Raw genomic sequence first — 17,441 nt, forward strand, 5'->3', positions numbered from 1 at the left:
CGCGCGGATCGAAAGCTGCAACAGGAGCCGCAACGCGCGGCGGATTTGCATTACCAGAGACGCTTCGAGAGCTGCCAACGTGACTCATCCCAACGAGCTGCCTCTTTCTCCGCTTTCGGCGCTGCAATTTTATGCAACGGCGCCCTACCCCTGCAGTTATCTCGACGGGCGCATCGCGCGCTCGCAAGTCGCCACGCCCAGTCACCTGATCAACTCGGACGTCTATACCGATCTCGTCAAAGCAGGCTTCCGGCGTTCGGGCGTGTTCACCTACCGTCCGTATTGCGACGGTTGCCGCGCGTGCGTGCCGGTGCGTGTGCCGGTCGATCAATTCGAACCGAACCGCACGCAGCGGCGCGTCTGGAAGAAGCATGGCGACATGATCGCCACGGTCGCGCCGCTTCACTACGACGAAGAACACTATGCGCTCTACATGCGCTATCAGTCGGCGCGGCATGCGGGCGGCGGCATGGACCGCGACAGCCGCGATCAATACGAACAGTTCCTGCTGCAAAGCCGGATTAACTCGCGGCTCGTCGAATTCCGCGAGCCGCTGCGGGATCGGCCGGATTCGCCCGGCCTTTTACGCATGATCAGCATGATCGACATTCTCGGCGACGGGCTTTCGTCCGTGTACACGTTCTTCGAACCGGGACTGCCGCATACGAGCTTCGGCACGTACAACATCTATTGGCAGATCGAGCAGGCGCGCAGCCTGAAGTTGCCGTATGTGTACCTTGGCTACTGGATCCGCGAGAGTCCGAAGATGGCGTACAAGGCCAATTTCAGGCCGCTCGAAGGTTTGATCGACGGCGTGTGGCGCGTGCTCGATCCCGCCGGCATCGATCCCGCGCCGGTCGGCGTGACGCTGCAGGGCAAGCGTGGGCCACTGCGGCCCTGAGTGCTTGCGATAGCGGCGGCGCGCTGCGCCTCGCCTTCTGCCTCGCCTTCTGCCTCGTCTCATGGCATGCGCGGGCCGCTGCGGCCCTGACCGGTTGCCCTGACGGTCACGCACCCGCCCGGCTCCTGCCGGGCCTCATTAAAAGCGCAAAGCCGGTAAAATAGCGGGTTCCCATTTTCCGGCCGCCCGGCTTCGTCCCGTGTTCAGTTCCCTCTATCCGCTTGTACGCGCCCAACTCTTTCGCATGGATGCGGAAGACGCTCATCACCTGACCTTGCGTGTGCTTGGCGCCGCGGGCCGAACCGGTCTTGCCGGCGCGCTCGCCGCGCGCGTGCCGGACGCGCCGCGCACGGTGATGGGGCTAACGTTCCGTAACCCGGTGGGGCTCGCCGCGGGGCTCGATAAAGACGGCGCCTCTATTGACGGTCTGGCCGCGCTCGGCTTCGGCTTCATCGAAGTGGGCACCGTCACGCCGCGCGCGCAGCCCGGCAATCCGCGGCCGCGCATGTTCCGTCTGCCGCAGGCGAATGCGGTGATCAACCGCATGGGCTTCAACAATGCCGGCGTCGATCAGTTCGTGAAGAACGTGCAGGCCGCGCGCTATCGCGGGGTGCTTGGCCTGAACATCGGCAAGAACGCCGACACGCCGATCGAACGCGCCGCCGAAGACTATCTCTATTGCCTCGAACGCGTGTATCCGTTCGCGAGCTATGTGACAGTCAACATCTCGTCGCCGAATACGAAGAACCTGCGCCAGTTGCAAGGCGCGGACGAACTCGACGCGCTGCTCGCGGCGCTCAAGGACAAGCAGCTGCGTCTCGCCGACATGCACGGCAAACTCGTACCGCTCGCGTTGAAGATCGCACCCGACCTCGACGACGAGCAGATCAAGTCGATCGCCGACACGCTGTTGCGCCACCGTTTCGAAGGCGTGATCGCGACCAATACCACGCTCTCGCGCACGGCCGTCGCAGGCATGCAATACGGCGACGAAGCCGGCGGCCTGTCTGGCAAGCCGGTGTTCGACGCGTCGAACGAAGTGATCCGCAAACTGCGCGCCGAAGTCGGCGAGACGGTGCCGATCATCGGCGTCGGCGGGATTTTTTCCGGCGACGATGCCCGCGCGAAGCTGGCCGCCGGTGCATCGCTGGTTCAGCTCTATACCGGCTTCATCTATCGGGGACCTGCGCTCATCGGCGAATGCGTGCAGGCGCTTCGTTAGCCGCGTGGCGCGGTCTCAGCGCTGTTCGGGCCTGGCCTCGCGGCGGCCCGGTAATACAGGCATGAACAACGGTATTTAGCGTTCGGCCGTCTGCTTTGTTAAGCTTCCGCCCGCTAAAACGCCATACGAACAAAAAGGAACGCAATGCAACTCGGGTTGTTGAAAAAAGTTTTCGTCGCCGCTCTGATCGGCGCTTCGTTCACCGCTGTCACGGCACACGCCAACGACCTGCTGGATCAGGTCAAGCAGCGCGGCACGCTGCGCATCGGCCTGGAAGGCACCTTCCCTCCGTTCAATTCAAAAGCGCCGTCGGGCGAACTGGTCGGCTATGACGTCGACATCGCCAAAGCGGTGGCGGCGAAGCTCGGCGCGAAGCCGGAATTCGTCACGACCGAATGGAGCGGCATCATTGCGGGCCTGCAGGCCGGCAAGTTCGACGTGATCGTCAACCAGGTCGGCATCACGGATGCGCGCAAGCAGGTGCTCGATTTCTCGCCGGCCTATACGTACTCCGCCGCGCAGTTGATCCAGCGTAAGGATGACACGCGCCAGTTCAAATCGCTCGACGATCTGAAGGGCAAGAAGCTCGGCGTCGGGCTCGGCACGAACTACATGGACATGGCGAAGTCGGTGCCGGGCATCGACGTCAAGACGTATCCGGGCGCGCCTGAATACCTGCGCGATCTGGCGGCTGGCCGTCTTGACGCGGCGCTCAACGACCGTCTGATGCTCGCGTATCTGTTGAAGAACTCGCAGTTGCCGCTGCGCACCGGCGCGAATGTCGGCGCGGGCAACCCGTCGGGCATTCCCTTCCGCAAGAACAACCCGAAGTTCGCCAAGGCGATCGACGAAGCAATGACCGAGCTCGAAGCAGACGGCACGTTTGCGAAGATTTCGGACAAGTGGTTCGGCATCGACGTCAGCAAGCCGATCAGGTAACCGGCTTCGGATGAAACGAAGGGCGGCATCGTCGGGATGCCGCCCTACGCATTTTGCGGCACGCGTCCACATAGATCATGTGCGCTTTGCGCGCCAACCCGAGCACCGCTCATGTCCACCACTTCCCTGCTCGTTCAATCGCTTCCTGTGCTCGCGCAGGGCGCCGTCCTGACGGTCAAGTTCGCAGTTCTGTCGATGTTCTTCGGCCTGATCGCGGGCGCCATGCTCGCGTTGATGGGTGTGAGCCACAGCCGCATATTGAACTGGATCGCTCGCATCTACGTAAGCGTGATGCGCGGCACGCCGCTGCTCGTGCAGATCTTCGTGATCTATTACGGGCTGCCGAGCTTCGGCATTTCGCTCGACCCGACGCCGGCGGGCGTGATCGCCTTGTCGGCGAACGTGGCCGCGTATCTCTCGGAAAGCATGCGCGGCGCGATCCTCGGCATCCACCACGGACAATGGCTGGCCGCCTACAGTCTCGGACTCTCGCGGCGCCAGACGCTGCGTTACGTGATCGCGCCGCAAGCCTTGCGCATTGCCGTGCCGAGTTTGTCGAACAGCTTGATCAGCCTGATCAAGGATACCTCCCTGGTCTCGGTGATTACCGTGACGGAGTTGCTGCGCAGCGCGCAGGAAATCATTGCGTCGACTTATCAGCCACTGCCGCTTTATCTCGCAGCAGCGGCCGTCTACTGGGTGCTGTGCCAGGTGCTCGAACTTCTGCAGCGCTGGTATGAACGGCGCCTCGCGTTGCCGTCCAGACACTGAACATCAGACACTGACCATCAGGCACTGAGCAACTGACCACTGAGAGCCGAACGCGCGCACCGCCTAGCGGCTCGCGAATGGCGCGGCCTGGTCCAGCGGCGCGCCGAAACGCTCGAAACGCGGCGCGTAGTAGCGGTCCGGATCGAGCGAGTACGCGACGTGACGTGTGCGCCCCATCAATTCCTTGCGCGGAAAGAAGCCGAAATAACGGGAGTCGGCACTGTTGTCGCGATTGTCGCCCAGCATCAGATACTCGCCCGGCGGCACCGTCACCGGCCCGAACGAATCGCGCGGGCTCGGCGCTTCGGGCGTGAGGCGCACGGTATGCACAACGTCGTCGAAACGCTCGGTCAGATAATCGCCCGGCGATGCGGCATCGCCCGGCAGCGGTTTGACCGTGAGCGGCTGATAATCGGCACGCACGCCATTCACATACAACACGTTATCGTGCATCGCGACCGTATCGCCCGGCAAGCCGATCAGCCGCTTGACGATCAGCTCGTGCGCCGCCGACGAATCGATCGTCACAATATCGCCACGCTGCGGATCATGCAGATGCGCGATCGCGATATGCGTGAGCGGCAGGCGCAGATCGTAGGCCATCTTGTCGACGAAAATCCGGTCGCCTTCGCGAATGGTCGGCAACATCGAGCCGCTCGGCACGACGTTCCAGTCGGCCACCGCGCTGCGAAACAGCACCATTAGAAAGAGAAACGCGACGAGGCTCTTGTTATCGCGCCATAGTTTGGCAAGCATGCGCATGGCAGGCGGCTCCGTTGGAAGGTGTTCGAAAGCATCGGACATGACGGCGTTTTCTTCGCCGCATGCCGGTGCAAATCGTACCACCGAGGATGGGCTGTTTTAGCGGTTGCTATCGTTGTTGCCCGTTGCGGTCCCGAGCGCCGCTGCGCCACTTTCGCCCCGCCGTCACTCCCCCGCGAACTTCAGGCCTAACGCCGCGCGCGCGGCGTCAGCCATCGCGATCATCTGCAACGACTTGCTGTGCGGCATCAGTGGACTTTCAATCTGCCCCGCGCGGATCAGCTCGCAGAAATGCGCGGTCTCGTAGTTGAGGCCGCCGCCTTCAAACGGCTCGTCAAGCTCGACCATGCGGCCATCGGCGTAACGGATGGTCGCGCGCGACGGGTTCCACCACGGTTCGTGAATCGTCACGTGGCCGCCTGTGGCCATCAGCAGCGCGTCGCCCTTGCCGTGCAGGTCGAGCCCGCAAAAAAGCTGCGCGATGCCGCGCTCGTGCTGACTGTTCAGGCTCGCAAACGTATCGACGCCAGTCGAACCGAGCCGCCCGAGCGTTTGCACTTTACGCGGCGCGCCGAGCCAGTCGACGGCGAGAAACATCTCGTAGATGCCGATATCGAGCAGCGCGCCGCCCGCATGCTCGAACGACAGCGACGGGTGATCGTCCGGCACGCCCGGCACTGAGCAACCGGCCCGCACGAGTCCGACTTCGCCGATCGGATCGTCGCTTAGATGCGCGCGCAACTTTCTGTACAGCGGATAAAACGGTGGCTTCATCGCTTCCATGAAGAGCCGTTGCGCGGCGCGCGCGGCGTCGATCACGCGTTCGAGTTGCCGCTCGTTGATGGCGGCGGGTTTTTCGCACAGCACGTGCAGACCGGCGCGCAATGCGGCGACCGCGTAATCGGCATGGCTGTCCTGGACCGTGGCGATATAGAGCGCGTCGATCCCGCTTGCGAGCAGCGCGTCGAAGCTTGCGCAGAGTTGGCCGCCGAACTCATCGGCGAAAGCCTGGGCCGGCTCCGCGCGGCGCGACCACACCGCGGCGACGCGCGCCTGCGGCACATGCGCGAGACCTTGAGCGAAACGGCGGGCAATGCGGCCCGTGCCGACGATTCCCCAACGGATCGCGCCGTCCGATGGGATTGCTTGCATTGGGTGCCCTATGGCGTTTGTCACGGCATTTGTCACGATTAGCTGGCGTCCATGCGGTTAAGAGCAGCCGCTATTGTCGCGCATGCCGCCCACGCGTGCCGGCACGAGCGAACGCCGCACGTCGTGCGCGCTTTTCGAAAAAGGACGAACGGGAGACAAACAGAAGGAGGTCCATGCGCTGCTGTAGTACCGCTTACAGCAGCGCCAGAAGCCGCGCTTTCTCTGGGCTTCGTCTACGTCTTATCCGCGCGTGGGTGCTGGCGGGACCGGCGGCGCGGAAGCGAAGGTACCGGCGATTTCCTCGGAGCTATAGTCGATCATCGCCATCGACGCGAGTTCGGCTTCTTTCGGGTCGTGCCGCTCGATCGCTTCGACCACACGCCGATGCGAGTTCACCGCCGCTTCCCAGGCGCCTTCCCTCGCGTTGACAATCGGATTCGCGGTCGACAGCGCTCCGCGAATGATCGCCGCCATCTGCTTGAAGAACTGATTGCCGCTCGCGACGACGATACGCGTATGGAACAGTTCGTCGGCTTCCTGATAACCCGGCTCGCCCGGACGGATCACGCGAAACGCCTCGAACGCATCGCGAACAGCAGCGATGTCCGCCGCGCTGCCGCGCGACGCGGCCTGCGCCGACGCACGCGGCTCGATCAGGATGCGAAATTCGATCACGTCGCGCAGGAATAGCGGATCGGGCTTCGCACGAAAGCGCCAGTTCACCACGTCCTCGTCGATCATGCGCCAATCGCTCATCGGCCGGATGCGCGTGCCGATCTTGGGACGCACGTCGAGCATGTCGCGCGCGAGCAGCATCGACAGCGCTTCGCGCATGACGGTGCGGCTGACGTCGAACTCTTTCGACAGCACGTCCTGTGGTGGCAGTATCGCGCCGTACTTCTCCTCGACGATGCCCGTGACCAACCCGTCCATCACCTTGCTGACGAGTGATCGATCCTTGTTTGCCTGTTCCATGACCCTCTCCCCGAAGCGGTGTTCGCCCCCGCGTAGCCTGTTGATAAATCGTTCTTTTGTGTGTTTTATCGTCGCGTGGGTGCTAATCCACGATACGTTGCTAGCTTCACAACCGTTACGCCAGTTGGGACACTTCCTGACAGGGTTATCCCTCTGAAGAACTGTTTCTTCTCTGTAACGCGACACGCTTCGTCGGACCATAAGCTTGCGTCTCAAGCATGCCCTCGCCGCTAACTTTGCATCGTGCGAAGACGCACGTTGCAAGCCAATTTGTCTGAACGGAAACAGTGCCGAGCTAACCATGATTTGCCGCAAGAGCCGGACCCGGCTGCGGGCCCTCGGTGACGACGGTGGCCGGAGGCACGCTTGCAAGTGCTGTGAAATGTGGCATCGACGCGCTCGCGAAGCGCACGGAGCGCATGACGCAAGCCGGGTTCGTCGAAGCGGGCTTGTGCGCGATGAAGTGCAACCACCACGCGTCGCTGTTCTCGACGTCGTGGGGAATACGGTTGCCCTCGCAACTTTCGAACACCGCATGCCATTGCAAGCTGATCCGTGCGAGGTGCCCGCGCTGTTCGCGCAGCGTCGTGTAGACGATCACAATGCCAAAGTTGTGAGCCGCCGCTGTCTTCACCGTATAATCGCCGATGCATTGGCGCAGGCACGCGTCAAGTTGACGGCGACGTTAACCGACGGCGTGATCAGCATGCACTCCATCACAGCATCTCGAACGTGTTGACGAGCGCGGCGCGGTCACGCTCGCCGCGCCGCACGGCAAGGAGCGGCTGTGAGCCGCGCATCTGCCGCGTCAGACCGATGAACGGCACGCCATGTTCGAGATACGGCCCTTCCGTCTTACGGAAACCGAATTGCTCGTAGAACTCGCGCAAGCTGAGCGGCGCGCTCACACGCGCCGCGTGTCCCGGCCAACGCTCGGCGATGGCTTGCAGCACGCGCTCCACCAGCATTTCCGCAGTGCCGTCGCCACGCCGCAGCGGGCTCGTCAATACCTTGTCGATCGTGATCTCGGGATCTTCAGCATCGCCGGGCTGTATGCGAGCGTACGCGAGGATCGGCATGGGGCGCGCCATGTCCTCGACGGCGAAGACGTGTAGCGAGCTTTCGTCGCGGCCGTCGGCGTCGAGACAGACATGCGACTGTTCGACAACGAACACGGCGCTGCGGGCCCGCAAGATCAGATACAGCTCCCGTGCAGAAAGCTGCTCGAATTCCAGCGTTTTCCAGTTCATCACGTTCCCCAGCGGTCGATGAAGTTCAACGAGAACGGCACCGCATGCCGCCCTCATGGGCCGTGCTCGATACGCCGGCCCGTTTTGCTGGCTACACGTTAAGGCCGCGATACGCGCGTTTCCGTGCGGCATCGCACCGACGCCGGACTTTAAGGATTCTTAAATACGAGGCAACCGGACAGATCATCCGCGCCGTCAATGATCAACAATGACCGCACCGAAAAGAACACCACGAGCCTGCCGCTCATGCAGCGGCCCGCCGCTGCCGCGAGAGCCTGATGAAGACGATGAGCGACACCGCCGCGCTCGCTGTCGCTACCGATGAACCGGCCGCGCCGAGCTTGCGCGATGAGTTGCTGGCTACGGGGCTTGTGATCTGATACCGGCGACAACGGGCGATATGGCCGCAGCCATGTTTTCGAGGACTCCGCGGACCGCCTGAACGTCGCGATCACGCAGCGAGTATAAATTAGCATTCCGAAGTACTTCGCCTTCATCTAGCCGTGCGCCGCATGGACTTCGAAGATGGCGAATATCGGTTTCGGCGTGGAGCGCATCACGCTCGCGCTATTCGTCATCATCGGCTCGACGTGAAGGCGTGGCCCAATGACGTGCGCGCGCTACTGTGGGGCGATACGAGATACGGAAGCGAGCGTCGCGCATGGCATCGAGCGCATGGAAGCGCTGGCGGCGATTGCACAACGCGCGGGAGACGGCGCACGAGTTCGTCGCTGACACCGTTGGCGCAGTACACGTCATGCGCATCCCAGTTGCTGCGGCGCGCCGCATTATCCGCTGACGGCAGCGTAAGCGCGATTTCATCGCAAAGCGCGATGGCGCGCGCAACGGAATCGCCGCCGCGTCAGGGCGAGCGCGAGTAGCAGGAAGCTCTCGCTCTTTGACGCCAGCGTTGGCGGCAAAACGCTCGCGCGCGCCATGGCGCCGACGACTCGTATCGCTGCCGATTTTGAGCACGGTGCGCAGCGCGCTGCTGGGTCACATGCGGGGCTGGTGTCCCTGTGTGCAAGCGGTTAGCCCATGGCGCCCAGTCGAATTGCTGAGCGACGCATTCATGCGATCGATCACGTCGACGTCATGAGCCGGATCCATCGCGACGACGGCATTGTTTCGCTAACGCTACATTTCGTTCATCCACATGATGCGGCGGCATGCGGTGCGTCATTCAATTGCGGCGCCCACGTTTCGTTCCTGCAATGGACGGACGTGTACACGCGCTGACCGGCAGCGTCCGCGTGCCACGCGCCGTTTCGCTTCGCTCCCGGTGTTGTGCGGCGGCAGCGAGGCGAGCAGCAAACCGCGATGTTCGGACTGTCGCCTTCGATGCGCGCGCAACCGGTATTTACCGAACAGTTGTCTGAGATTGTCGCCCGCAAAGGTCAGATCTACCGTATGCCTGCAACTCGCCGTCAGCTGCGGCGGCGCACTCGTCCGGCAGCGTCAGGTCGCCTGCGCGTGATCGATGCCACAGGACGGCCTGAAAGCGCCCTCCACGGCCCCCCGCGCGCACTCGAACCCATACACAGGTGTCGATCACCGAGGAAGGCCTCAACGGCCTCGATATCCACCTGATCAATGAGCCCGCCAAAACACCGCGGTGCAACTGGAACGGGTCTGTCTGGGCGACGGCTGCTTCAACGTTGCGGTGGCGAGCCGCGCGGTCGAATGGGCGCCGTAGTATGCAGCGTATTAGCGCAGCCGCGTGCCTCGGCCCGTTCTTCGGTCCGATACGGCCGCGCGCCGGCAACGGCTGGCAACGGGTCCTCGAGTGAAGCGCTTCGCGCGCTTCGTTCATATTATTGAGTCGCACTACCGCGTGCCGCACGACCGCTTTCATTTCGCACTGAACCGCCGGTGCATCGTGCCTCTGGTTGCGCTTGCATCGAACGTCGGCTTTAAAGCTTACGGAACGCATGCGACGCGCGCCCGCCGGGTCCGCGCGCTCAATGCGGCCTGCGCCGCGTTCTACGGATAAAGCCGTCCTGCTTGAGCGAGCCATCGCAACTCGCGTAAAACCCCGCACGCGCCAAAGGGCCTGTCTGCGCCGTGCAATCACTGTCGGTTTTTTTGCGACTCCTGAAATCCAGAAACGATGAACCGTATCGCACCGAAGGCAGTGCGTTGAACACATCTGAATCAATTCCGGCACATCGCGGACACCGCGCCAAAAGGCGCTCGCGCAGGCCGGGTCAACCCTGGCAGCGCTTGCGCAACACCCCGGCTAGCCGCCGCGAACTCAATCGGATCAAGCACTTGGCCCGTATAAAAACAGCGTTCGGAACGCGGCCCGATCGAAAGGCCGATGTACAGAATTGAAACAAAAAGCCCCACACAGGCAGGCGGATTCGCTAGAGCGTCGTCGCTGCGGCGCATCAGTCCGGCTTTTCGCTATGGTTGGCACAGTCCTCGCTAATAGGAGAACGCAACACCGCGGCGCCGTAGGGGAAGAAACCAGAACGGCGGCGGCGCATCAGGCCAATACGGGGCCGATCCTGTTCATCCTCCGCTGCTTGCAACGCAGCGCATGATTCGCCAAAGGATGCAGGCGTCGGATCAAAAACAGGAAGACGCGCGACGCGCGGCTTCACGCGAGGACCGATCATGTTGACACTTCAATCAGATCTGCACGGTAACCATTTGCTCGGCGCATTGCCGTCCCACGAATGGCAAGCGCTTGCTCCCCACCTCGAACTGGTTCATCTGCGCACTGAGCAGCTGTTGTGCGACTCCGGCCAACGTATCCATCACGTGTACTTTCCGACGACCGCGATCATTTCGATGCTGTCGACGATGGAAGACGGCAGCTCCGTAGAAATCGCCGCGGTCGGCCGCGAAGGCATGACCGGCGTGCCGGTGCTCACGGGCGGCGAAACCATGCCGAACCGCGTGCAGGTTCAATGCGCTGGCTTCGCGTACCGCATGAGCGCCCAGGCCCTCAAGCAGCAATTCGCACGCTCCGACTTTCTGCGCCGCCTGATGCTGCTCTATATGCACGCTCTTCTCACGCAAGTCGCGCAAACCGCGGCGTGCAACCGCCATCACGCACTGAACAAGCAGCTGTGCCGGTGGCTTCTGATCGAAGTGGACCGCGTTGCATCGAATGACCTGACGGTGACGCAGCAACTGATCGCCGACATGCTCGGCGTGCGCCGCGAAGGCATTACCGAAGCGGCCGGCAAACTGCATGACGAAGGTCTGATCCATCATAGCCGCGGGCACATCAAGGTGCTCGACCGCAAGGGACTCGAAGCGCGCGCGTGCGAATGCTACGGCCTCGTCAAGCGCGAGTTCGACCGCCTTCTGCCACGCCTACGCCAAGCCGAGACTGTCGAATAAGGCAACGCACGATTCGACCACCTCGCAGAGTCATTTATGTTCAGGAATACTGCGCGATGTCTCGACGCACTTTTCGTGGTTGCGGGAGGCCTGCTCGCTCACTGGATGCGCTTTTCGACATCCGTCGCATTGCCGGACACCGAACGTCTGCTGATCGCGTTCAACTGCGTGCTGATGCTGTTGATGTTTCCCGGCTTCGGTGTCTACGAAACGTGGCGCGGCAAGGCTTTGACCTCCATGCTGGCGAGAGTCGCCGCAGCGTGGCTGGCGGTGGTCGCGACCGCGTTGTTGCTAGCGTTCACGCTGCATCGCATGGACTTCGTATCGCGGCTGTGGTTCGCTTATTCCACACTGATTTCCGGCGTGCTGATCATCGCGACCAAATGCGCGGTGCACGTGGCTTTGCGCAACTTGCGCCGCCGCGGCATGAATTTCCGCACGGTTGCGATTGTCGGTGCACGCGGCTTTTCGCGCACGCTGCTCGCCCATCTCGAACATGCGCCGCAAGCGGGTTTCAAACCGGTCTGCGTGTTCGATAACAGCATTGATGCCGGCATCGATACGAGCATTGAAGGGGCCGGAGCTTATGGCGCGACTCACGGCGCGCGGCTGAATGGACTGCCGGTGCTGACCGATCTGGACGCGTTCGCCGCCAAAGTGCGGGACGAGCACGTGAACGAAGTCTGGCTCGCGTTGCCGTTATCAGAAGAACCTACGATCTATCGCTTTCAGCGCATGTTCAGGAACGACTTCGTGAATCTGCGCTTTATTCCCGATGTACGCAGCCTCTCGCTTTTCAATCACTCGCTGGTCGACGTCGTCGGTTTGCCCACACTGAATCTGAGCGCGACGCCGTTCTCGTCGCCGCAGATGTGGCCGAAGCTGATCTTCGACCGCCTGTTCGCTGCCGCCGCGCTGCTCACGCTTGCGCCGGTGTTTCTGGTGCTCGCGGCTGGCATCAAGCTCACTTCACCCGGACCGGTGTTCTTTCGCCAGACCCGCAAGGGCGCCGACGGGGAGCCGTTCTCGATCTACAAGTTTCGTTCGATGACCGTGCATCACGAAGCGCATGGGCAGCTCACGCAGGCATCGCGCAACGACGCACGCGTGACGAAGCTCGGCGGCTTCATGCGCCGTACGAGCCTCGACGAGCTGCCGCAATTTCTCAACGTGCTGCTCGGTCAGATGTCGGTGGTCGGCCCGCGTCCGCATGCGATCGAACACGACGATCTGTACAAGGACCAGGTATACGGTTACATGCACCGCTATCGCATCAAACCGGGCATTACCGGATGGGCCCAGGTAAACGGCTATCGCGGCGCCACCCGCAAGGTGGAAAAGATGGAGGCGCGCGTGAAGTTCGATCTCTTCTATATCCATAACTGGTCGTTCTGGTTCGACATGAAGATCGTGTTCATCACGATCTTCAAGGGCTTTGTCAGCCGCAACGCGTTCTGAGCATGCCGTGACGGGAACCGCTCGTGAAAGTCTCCGTGATCGTGCCGACGTACCGGCGCACTGCCGATCTCGCGCGTTGCCTCGCCGCGCTTGAAGCACAGGAGCGCAGGCCCGACGAGGTCATCGTGGTCGCACGTCATGACGATCATGCGACGCTCGACTGGCTGCGCACGCGCGAGGCGAACCGGCCCGATCCGCGCCGCTACGTCGTGCTCGTGCACAAGCCGGGCGTGGTGGCCGCCTACAACCTCGGCATCGAAAGCGCATGCGGCGACGTGCTCTGTTTCACCGACGACGACGCCGCTCCGCATCCGGACTGGGTCGCTCGGATCGCCCGCGCATTCGAGAGCGATCCGTCATTGGGAGGTCTCGGCGGCCGCGACATCGTGCATGAACGCCACGGCATCCTGCAGGGGCGAAAGCCCCGCGTCGGGCTAGTACGCTGGTATGGCCGCACGATCGGCAATCATCACATCGGTCATGGACGAGCGCGCGAAGTCCAGGTACTGAAGGGCGTGAACATGGCGTTTCGCCGCAAGGCGATCGGCAGGCTGCGCTTCGACGCGCGCCTGCGCGGCAGCGGCGCGCAGGTTCACTGCGAAATGGCTTTCAGTCTCGACGTGCAGGGGCGCGGCTGGACGCTCATCTATGACCCGGCGCTTGTGGTCGAGCACTTCCCCGCTCGACGCAGCGACGAGGACCCGCGCTTCACATTCAACGACACGGCTTTCTATAACGCGTCGTTCAATCTCCGACTCATCATGTGCGAACACCTGACGCCGCCCGGTCGATGGGCGTTCGTCGTTTACTCGACGCTGATCGGCGACAACGCGGACCCGGGATTTCTGCGCGCCTTATCGCGGGCATCCGAGCACGGCGGCGTGGCGCTTGCACTTCGTAAATGGCGAGTGGGTTTACGCGCCATGCGCGGGGCATGGCAGGAAGCAGTGCGCTGAAGAAACTGTGCCGCGCTCGCGCGCGCGGTGGGCGGCGTAATGAATGCTGCGCTGCTCAATAGCCGCAATAAAAAGTACGCGTTACTACGCTTATGCGTACCCGTATACGACCGCCGATCCGGGTCATACTCGCAAGCCGGACTGAGTGCGTTCCTAACGGCGGTGAATCAAGGGCTGCGCCATATGAAGGCGCAGCCCTTTTCTATTGACGCCTATTGCCGCCGCGCAATGGAAAGGTTCGGACGATGGCGATTGGGATGCAGCAGCCAATGACGCCGGCAGCTCAAAAGCCACCAGCGCAGCGTGGACGGAACGACGCGGCCGAAGACAGCGCAATAAATCGTTTAAGGCCTACGCTGCTCCGCGGAGGTCTTATAAAAACGCGCTGACGTCTGTCTGAAAACGCACGGCGAGCGCCTTGGCAACCTTCTTGCTGATCGCGCGGCGACCGGCCAGGATATCGCTCACGACGGTCGGCGATGCGATTCCAATCAGGTCCTTCTGCTTGAGGCCGTGCGTTTCCAGCAGATGCCGCAATACCTCACGCGGCTCCGCTGCTGGAATCGTCACGTTGTGCGCCTCCCAGTTCCTGACCAGATCCGACACGATCGCGAAAAGATCGGTAAGCGGATCGTCTTCCTTGCCGTTCAGATGATCGGCAAGCGCGTTGGCGAGCCGGACCATCGTCTGATAGTCGTGCTCGTCGCGAATCGGAGTGATGGGCAACTGGGCCTGCAACGCAGCCCAGCTTTGAGCGATGTCGGGAAATGATCCCGGAAGGCGATCGGCATTCATGAGTTTTAATTCTTCCTCGTCCAAAGGTCGTGCTCCGCATGCGTCATGACGTGACAAACGAATAACGACTGCCTGTTGTAGTAAACAACGCTTTCTTTGAGATGATCCGCGTCGAGCATGTGCAGTGCGCGCATGCAGAGGAGCCCATACCCAACGCAACGAATCGTCCCCGATAGCCGGTCGGATGGCATAGCCCGAGCGGTCTGTTTGAACGTCTGATGCTTCCGAAGCTCGCGCAAACCCGCGGCTCAGCGTCCCCAACTACTCTCCTGCGCCGGTTCGGCGGGCCACCTGATGTCCTTCGCCACCACCTGGGGCTCGATGCGTTCGCCCCCCTCCAGCTTGCCGCGCAAGCCCTCCGCTGCGATCGTGCGCGTAATCTCAGCCATGAACGCACGACGAAATACGGCCGCCGAGAAGCGCTCCGCGTTCGCGCGACATGCGGCCGGCGTGATCCGTTCGCGTTGACGCTCGAAGCGGTCGATTGCGTCGAGCATCGACACAACAGTTTGTTGTCCGAAGTAAACGCCGGTCGGATGCGCATCGCCGACGGGCACCACCGTTTCAAGCGCCCCGCCCTTGCCGAACGCGATCACCGGCGTGCCACATGCTTGCGCTTCGAGCACCACGGTGCCGAAGTCTTCTTCGGCGGCGAATACGAAAGCCTTCGCACGCTGCAAGTGATCTTTGAGAACCTCGAACGGCTGATAGCCGAGTATCGTCACATTCGGCGCGGCCTTTGCGCGAATCGCGGCCATCTCCGGTCCATCGCCGATCACTATCAGCTTGCGACGCGGCGTTGCGCTAAAGGCTTCGACGATCAAGTCGATGCGCTCGTACGGCGCCAACCGCGAGGCCGTCAGATAGAATTCTTCCTTGTGCGCGCACAGTTCGAATTCCTTAACGTCGACGGGAGGCGGAATCACGGCCGCGTTGCGCCGGTGCGTCTTCATCACACATCGCGCAACGAATTGCGAGTTGGCGATCAGGCAGTCGACACTATTCATCGAATGGGAATCCGAGCCGCGTAGATAGTGCAGCAGCACACGCGCGAACCAGGACTTCGGCCGACGAGTCAATCCGGCTTCGCACAGATACTGATGCTGCAGGTCCCACGCGTAACGCATTGTCGAATGCACATAACTCACATGCGTTTGATCGGGGCCAACGAGCACGCCCTTCGCCACTGCATAAGAACTCGTGATGACCAGATCGTAGCCGGCCAGATCGAACTGCCCGACCGCAAGCGACAGCAAAGGCAAATAGGCGCGATAACGGCGCCGCGCGAAGGGCAGGCGTTGAATGAAGGAGGTGATGACAGGCTTGCCGCGTAACGGCCTGCGATCTTCGAGAAAGTCGACGAGGCTGAAATGATCCGCGTCGGGGAAGCACTCGATAATCTGCTCGAGTACCTTCTCCGCGCCACCTGGTGCGACCAGCCAGTCATGCACGATCGCGACTTTCATGGTCTTCGTACCTGTGAGTAAACGCCTGCTGGGCTTAGCAACGAGTGTAGGTGGCGCATCGTTTGCTGTGCGTGCGCGTGCCCACATTCGCCGCGCGACAGTACGCGAATAATTAATCGTCGCCATTCGCCATTCGCCATTCGCCTCTTGCGAATGCGCAAGACGAGATCACTTCCCCTTCCTATGCGCCGTGCGATCGACGCTTCCCCGCTCACCGACGCATTGCCGCTCGCCAAGCCGGCGCGGATCGATCCGCGTTAATGACTTGCATGTGTGCGCCGAGCGCTTCTAGGCGCGTACGGAACGGACCGTGCGGTTCGTGAGCACACGGATCGCGTGCACTTCGTGGGCTTTCAGGACGACGTGTCCGCGTGGATCGAAGCGATGGATCTGATCTTGCAGACGTCGACCGAACCCGAGCCTTTCGGACGCGTGATCGTGGAGGGTATGGCGGCGGGCGGTCCGGTGATCGCGGCCGCCGCGGGGGCGCCTGCGTTTGCGCAACAAGCGCATCTCGACGCAAGCGGAGTTTTCAGCGGATCAGGCATTTGCCGCGAAGGATGGATGCGCTGACAGCATCAATGCACTGATCCGATGGCCGGGCTAACACTCAGCGACTAGCTGAAGCGTTGGCCGCGATGGCTGCAATGCCTGCGCGCGAGCCCGCTTGACACGGGCTCGCGCGTCGTTCAGTCCTTGCGGTACTCGATGGTTTGCACGCCGGCGTCCGTGCCGAGCAGGCACAGATTCGCGCCGCGGCCGGCGAAGAGCCCAACGGTCACCACGCCCGGCCACGCATTGATGTGCGTTTCCAGCGTGCGCGGATCGCTAATGCGCAGACCTTTTACGTCGATGATTTCGTTGCCGTTGTCGGTGATGAACGGCACGCCCTCTTTCGTGACCCGCACGATCGGCACACCGCCGAGCGCGGTCACGCGACGGCCGATTGCGGTGCGCGCCATCGGCACCACTTCGATCGGTAGCGGGAAGTTGCCGAGCGTGTCGACGACCTTGCTCGCGTCCGCGATGCAAACGAACACGTCCGACACCGACGCGACGATCTTCTCGCGCGTCAGCGCGCCGCCGCCGCCCTTGATCATCGCGCCGCTGTGGTCGATTTCATCGGCGCCGTCGACATACACGGGCAGCAAATCGATTTCGTTCAGATCGAGCACCTTGAAGCCGTGCGACTGCAGGCGCGCGGTGGTGGCGAGCGAACTCGACACCGCGCCGCGATAGCGCGCCTTGTTGGCGGCCAGCGCGTCGATAAAACAGTTCGCGGTGGAGCCGGTGCCCACGCCGATCACCGAGCCTTCGGGCACGTTGGCGTGGACATAGTCGGCGGCGGCCTGGCCGACCAGTTGCTTGAGTTCGTCTTGAGTCATGAGAGCGGGCGAGCAGTAAAAAGCGCTAGTTTACCGGAGTGGAGGTCACGAACCG

The 17,441-nt window shown here is 62.3% G+C and carries 18 protein-coding genes; 9 read left to right on the plus strand and 9 right to left on the minus strand.

Annotated elements, in window-relative coordinates; all coding sequences use genetic code 11:
* The first annotated feature begins 79 nt into the window (after positions 1 to 79).
* From C0Z16_RS21480 to C0Z16_RS21495, 4 genes are all read left to right on the plus strand, one after another.
* Positions 80 to 901: an arginyltransferase gene (locus tag C0Z16_RS21480; protein WP_102634104.1), complete on the plus strand. Its 822-nt coding sequence runs from the start codon at positions 80 to 82 to the stop codon at positions 899 to 901.
* Between the two features lie 199 nt (positions 902 to 1,100).
* Positions 1,101 to 2,123 carry a quinone-dependent dihydroorotate dehydrogenase gene (locus C0Z16_RS21485; protein ID WP_102634105.1) on the plus strand — a complete coding sequence of 341 codons (1,023 nt, stop codon included), beginning with the start codon at positions 1,101 to 1,103 and terminating at the stop codon, positions 2,121 to 2,123.
* Between the two features lie 144 nt (positions 2,124 to 2,267).
* On the plus strand, positions 2,268 to 3,062 hold the full coding sequence (locus C0Z16_RS21490; protein WP_102634106.1) for a cystine ABC transporter substrate-binding protein: 795 nt from the start codon (positions 2,268 to 2,270) through the stop codon (positions 3,060 to 3,062).
* A 111-nt stretch (positions 3,063 to 3,173) separates the two neighbouring features.
* Complete coding sequence (locus C0Z16_RS21495; protein ID WP_102634107.1) at positions 3,174 to 3,833, plus strand: amino acid ABC transporter permease; 660 nt, start codon at positions 3,174 to 3,176, stop codon at positions 3,831 to 3,833.
* Positions 3,834 to 3,896: 63 nt separating this feature from the next.
* On the opposite strand, the gene lepB is transcribed toward C0Z16_RS21495, so the two are convergent.
* The 5 genes from lepB to C0Z16_RS21520 all read right to left on the minus strand — a co-directional run bounded on the left by lepB (position 3,897) and on the right by C0Z16_RS21520 (position 7,972).
* On the minus strand, positions 3,897 to 4,595 hold the full coding sequence (gene lepB / locus C0Z16_RS21500) for a signal peptidase I (protein ID WP_102634108.1): 699 nt from the start codon (positions 4,593 to 4,595) through the stop codon (positions 3,897 to 3,899).
* Positions 4,596 to 4,760: 165 nt separating this feature from the next.
* The gene (locus C0Z16_RS21505; protein ID WP_102634109.1) at positions 4,761 to 5,747 is read right to left on the minus strand and encodes a Gfo/Idh/MocA family protein; all 987 of its coding nucleotides are present in this window, start codon (positions 5,745 to 5,747) and stop codon (positions 4,761 to 4,763) included.
* 240 nt (positions 5,748 to 5,987) lie between these two features.
* Positions 5,988 to 6,722 carry a FadR/GntR family transcriptional regulator gene (locus C0Z16_RS21510; protein ID WP_102634110.1) on the minus strand — a complete coding sequence of 245 codons (735 nt, stop codon included), beginning with the start codon at positions 6,720 to 6,722 and terminating at the stop codon, positions 5,988 to 5,990.
* A 295-nt stretch (positions 6,723 to 7,017) separates the two neighbouring features.
* Positions 7,018 to 7,356: a hypothetical protein gene (locus tag C0Z16_RS38850; RefSeq protein ID WP_244201298.1), complete on the minus strand. Its 339-nt coding sequence runs from the start codon at positions 7,354 to 7,356 to the stop codon at positions 7,018 to 7,020.
* An 82-nt stretch (positions 7,357 to 7,438) separates the two neighbouring features.
* Positions 7,439 to 7,972, minus strand: coding sequence for a GNAT family N-acetyltransferase (locus tag C0Z16_RS21520; RefSeq protein ID WP_102634148.1), 534 nt, complete (start codon positions 7,970 to 7,972; stop codon positions 7,439 to 7,441).
* A gap of 1,786 nt (positions 7,973 to 9,758) precedes the next feature.
* Between C0Z16_RS21520 and C0Z16_RS21535 the strand changes: the two genes are divergently transcribed.
* Positions 9,759 to 9,965: a hypothetical protein gene (locus C0Z16_RS21535; protein WP_102634113.1), complete on the plus strand. Its 207-nt coding sequence runs from the start codon at positions 9,759 to 9,761 to the stop codon at positions 9,963 to 9,965.
* Positions 9,966 to 10,362: 397 nt separating this feature from the next.
* On the opposite strand, the gene C0Z16_RS21540 is transcribed toward C0Z16_RS21535, so the two are convergent.
* On the minus strand, positions 10,363 to 10,593 hold the full coding sequence (locus C0Z16_RS21540; RefSeq protein ID WP_102634114.1) for a hypothetical protein: 231 nt from the start codon (positions 10,591 to 10,593) through the stop codon (positions 10,363 to 10,365).
* On the opposite strand from C0Z16_RS21540, the gene C0Z16_RS21545 reads away from it, so the two are divergent.
* The 3 genes from C0Z16_RS21545 to C0Z16_RS21555 are packed head-to-tail and all read left to right on the plus strand — an operon-like array spanning position 10,592 to position 13,740.
* Positions 10,592 to 11,326 carry a Crp/Fnr family transcriptional regulator gene (locus tag C0Z16_RS21545; protein ID WP_006048767.1) on the plus strand — a complete coding sequence of 245 codons (735 nt, stop codon included), beginning with the start codon at positions 10,592 to 10,594 and terminating at the stop codon, positions 11,324 to 11,326. The two genes, C0Z16_RS21540 and C0Z16_RS21545, sit on opposite strands and share 2 nt — an antisense overlap.
* 36 nt (positions 11,327 to 11,362) lie before the next feature.
* Entirely contained in the window at positions 11,363 to 12,784 is a 1,422-nt protein-coding gene (locus C0Z16_RS21550; RefSeq protein WP_102634115.1) for an undecaprenyl-phosphate glucose phosphotransferase, read from the plus strand.
* Between the two features lie 23 nt (positions 12,785 to 12,807).
* Positions 12,808 to 13,740, plus strand: a complete 933-nt coding sequence (locus tag C0Z16_RS21555) for a glycosyltransferase family 2 protein (protein ID WP_102634116.1) — start codon at positions 12,808 to 12,810, stop codon at positions 13,738 to 13,740.
* Positions 13,741 to 14,112: 372 nt separating this feature from the next.
* Here the strand turns inward: C0Z16_RS21555 and C0Z16_RS21560 are convergent, their stop codons facing one another.
* Both C0Z16_RS21560 and C0Z16_RS21570 read right to left on the minus strand, forming a co-directional pair.
* Entirely contained in the window at positions 14,113 to 14,535 is a 423-nt protein-coding gene (locus C0Z16_RS21560) for a helix-turn-helix domain-containing protein (protein ID WP_102634117.1), read from the minus strand.
* A gap of 248 nt (positions 14,536 to 14,783) precedes the next feature.
* Entirely contained in the window at positions 14,784 to 16,001 is a 1,218-nt protein-coding gene (locus tag C0Z16_RS21570; protein WP_102634118.1) for a glycosyltransferase family 4 protein, read from the minus strand.
* A 273-nt stretch (positions 16,002 to 16,274) separates the two neighbouring features.
* Here C0Z16_RS21570 and C0Z16_RS21575 point away from each other — a divergent pair, with 273 nt between their 5' ends.
* Positions 16,275 to 16,574, plus strand: a complete 300-nt coding sequence (locus tag C0Z16_RS21575) for a glycosyltransferase (RefSeq protein ID WP_244201299.1) — start codon at positions 16,275 to 16,277, stop codon at positions 16,572 to 16,574.
* Between the two features lie 116 nt (positions 16,575 to 16,690).
* On the opposite strand, the gene rpiA is transcribed toward C0Z16_RS21575, so the two are convergent.
* Positions 16,691 to 17,386, minus strand: coding sequence for a ribose-5-phosphate isomerase RpiA (rpiA, locus tag C0Z16_RS21580; RefSeq protein WP_102634119.1), 696 nt, complete (start codon positions 17,384 to 17,386; stop codon positions 16,691 to 16,693).
* Positions 17,387 to 17,441 lie beyond the last annotated feature (55 nt).

Origin of the sequence: Paraburkholderia rhynchosiae (assembly GCF_002879865.1) — a bacterium.
Classification (GTDB): domain Bacteria; phylum Pseudomonadota; class Gammaproteobacteria; order Burkholderiales; family Burkholderiaceae; genus Paraburkholderia; species Paraburkholderia rhynchosiae.

What these genes read in the sequence shown, in the direction of transcription:
- C0Z16_RS21490 (WP_102634106.1), top strand. Translation starts at nt 2,268, where the DNA reads ATGCAACTCGGGTTGTTGAAAAAAGTTTTCGTCGCCGCTCTGATCGGC.
- C0Z16_RS21505 (WP_102634109.1), bottom strand. Translation starts at nt 5,747, where the DNA reads ATGCAAGCAATCCCATCGGACGGCGCGATCCGTTGGGGAATCGTCGGC.
- C0Z16_RS21545 (WP_006048767.1), top strand. Translation starts at nt 10,592, where the DNA reads ATGTTGACACTTCAATCAGATCTGCACGGTAACCATTTGCTCGGCGCA.
- rpiA (WP_102634119.1), bottom strand. Translation starts at nt 17,386, where the DNA reads ATGACTCAAGACGAACTCAAGCAACTGGTCGGCCAGGCCGCCGCCGAC.
- C0Z16_RS21570 (WP_102634118.1), bottom strand. Translation starts at nt 16,001, where the DNA reads ATGAAAGTCGCGATCGTGCATGACTGGCTGGTCGCACCAGGTGGCGCG.
- C0Z16_RS21560 (WP_102634117.1), bottom strand. Translation starts at nt 14,535, where the DNA reads ATGAATGCCGATCGCCTTCCGGGATCATTTCCCGACATCGCTCAAAGC.
- C0Z16_RS21540 (WP_102634114.1), bottom strand. Translation starts at nt 10,593, where the DNA reads ATGATCGGTCCTCGCGTGAAGCCGCGCGTCGCGCGTCTTCCTGTTTTT.
- C0Z16_RS21495 (WP_102634107.1), top strand. Translation starts at nt 3,174, where the DNA reads ATGTCCACCACTTCCCTGCTCGTTCAATCGCTTCCTGTGCTCGCGCAG.
- C0Z16_RS21550 (WP_102634115.1), top strand. Translation starts at nt 11,363, where the DNA reads ATGTTCAGGAATACTGCGCGATGTCTCGACGCACTTTTCGTGGTTGCG.
- C0Z16_RS21520 (WP_102634148.1), bottom strand. Translation starts at nt 7,972, where the DNA reads ATGAACTGGAAAACGCTGGAATTCGAGCAGCTTTCTGCACGGGAGCTG.
- C0Z16_RS21510 (WP_102634110.1), bottom strand. Translation starts at nt 6,722, where the DNA reads ATGGAACAGGCAAACAAGGATCGATCACTCGTCAGCAAGGTGATGGAC.
- lepB (WP_102634108.1), bottom strand. Translation starts at nt 4,595, where the DNA reads ATGCGCATGCTTGCCAAACTATGGCGCGATAACAAGAGCCTCGTCGCG.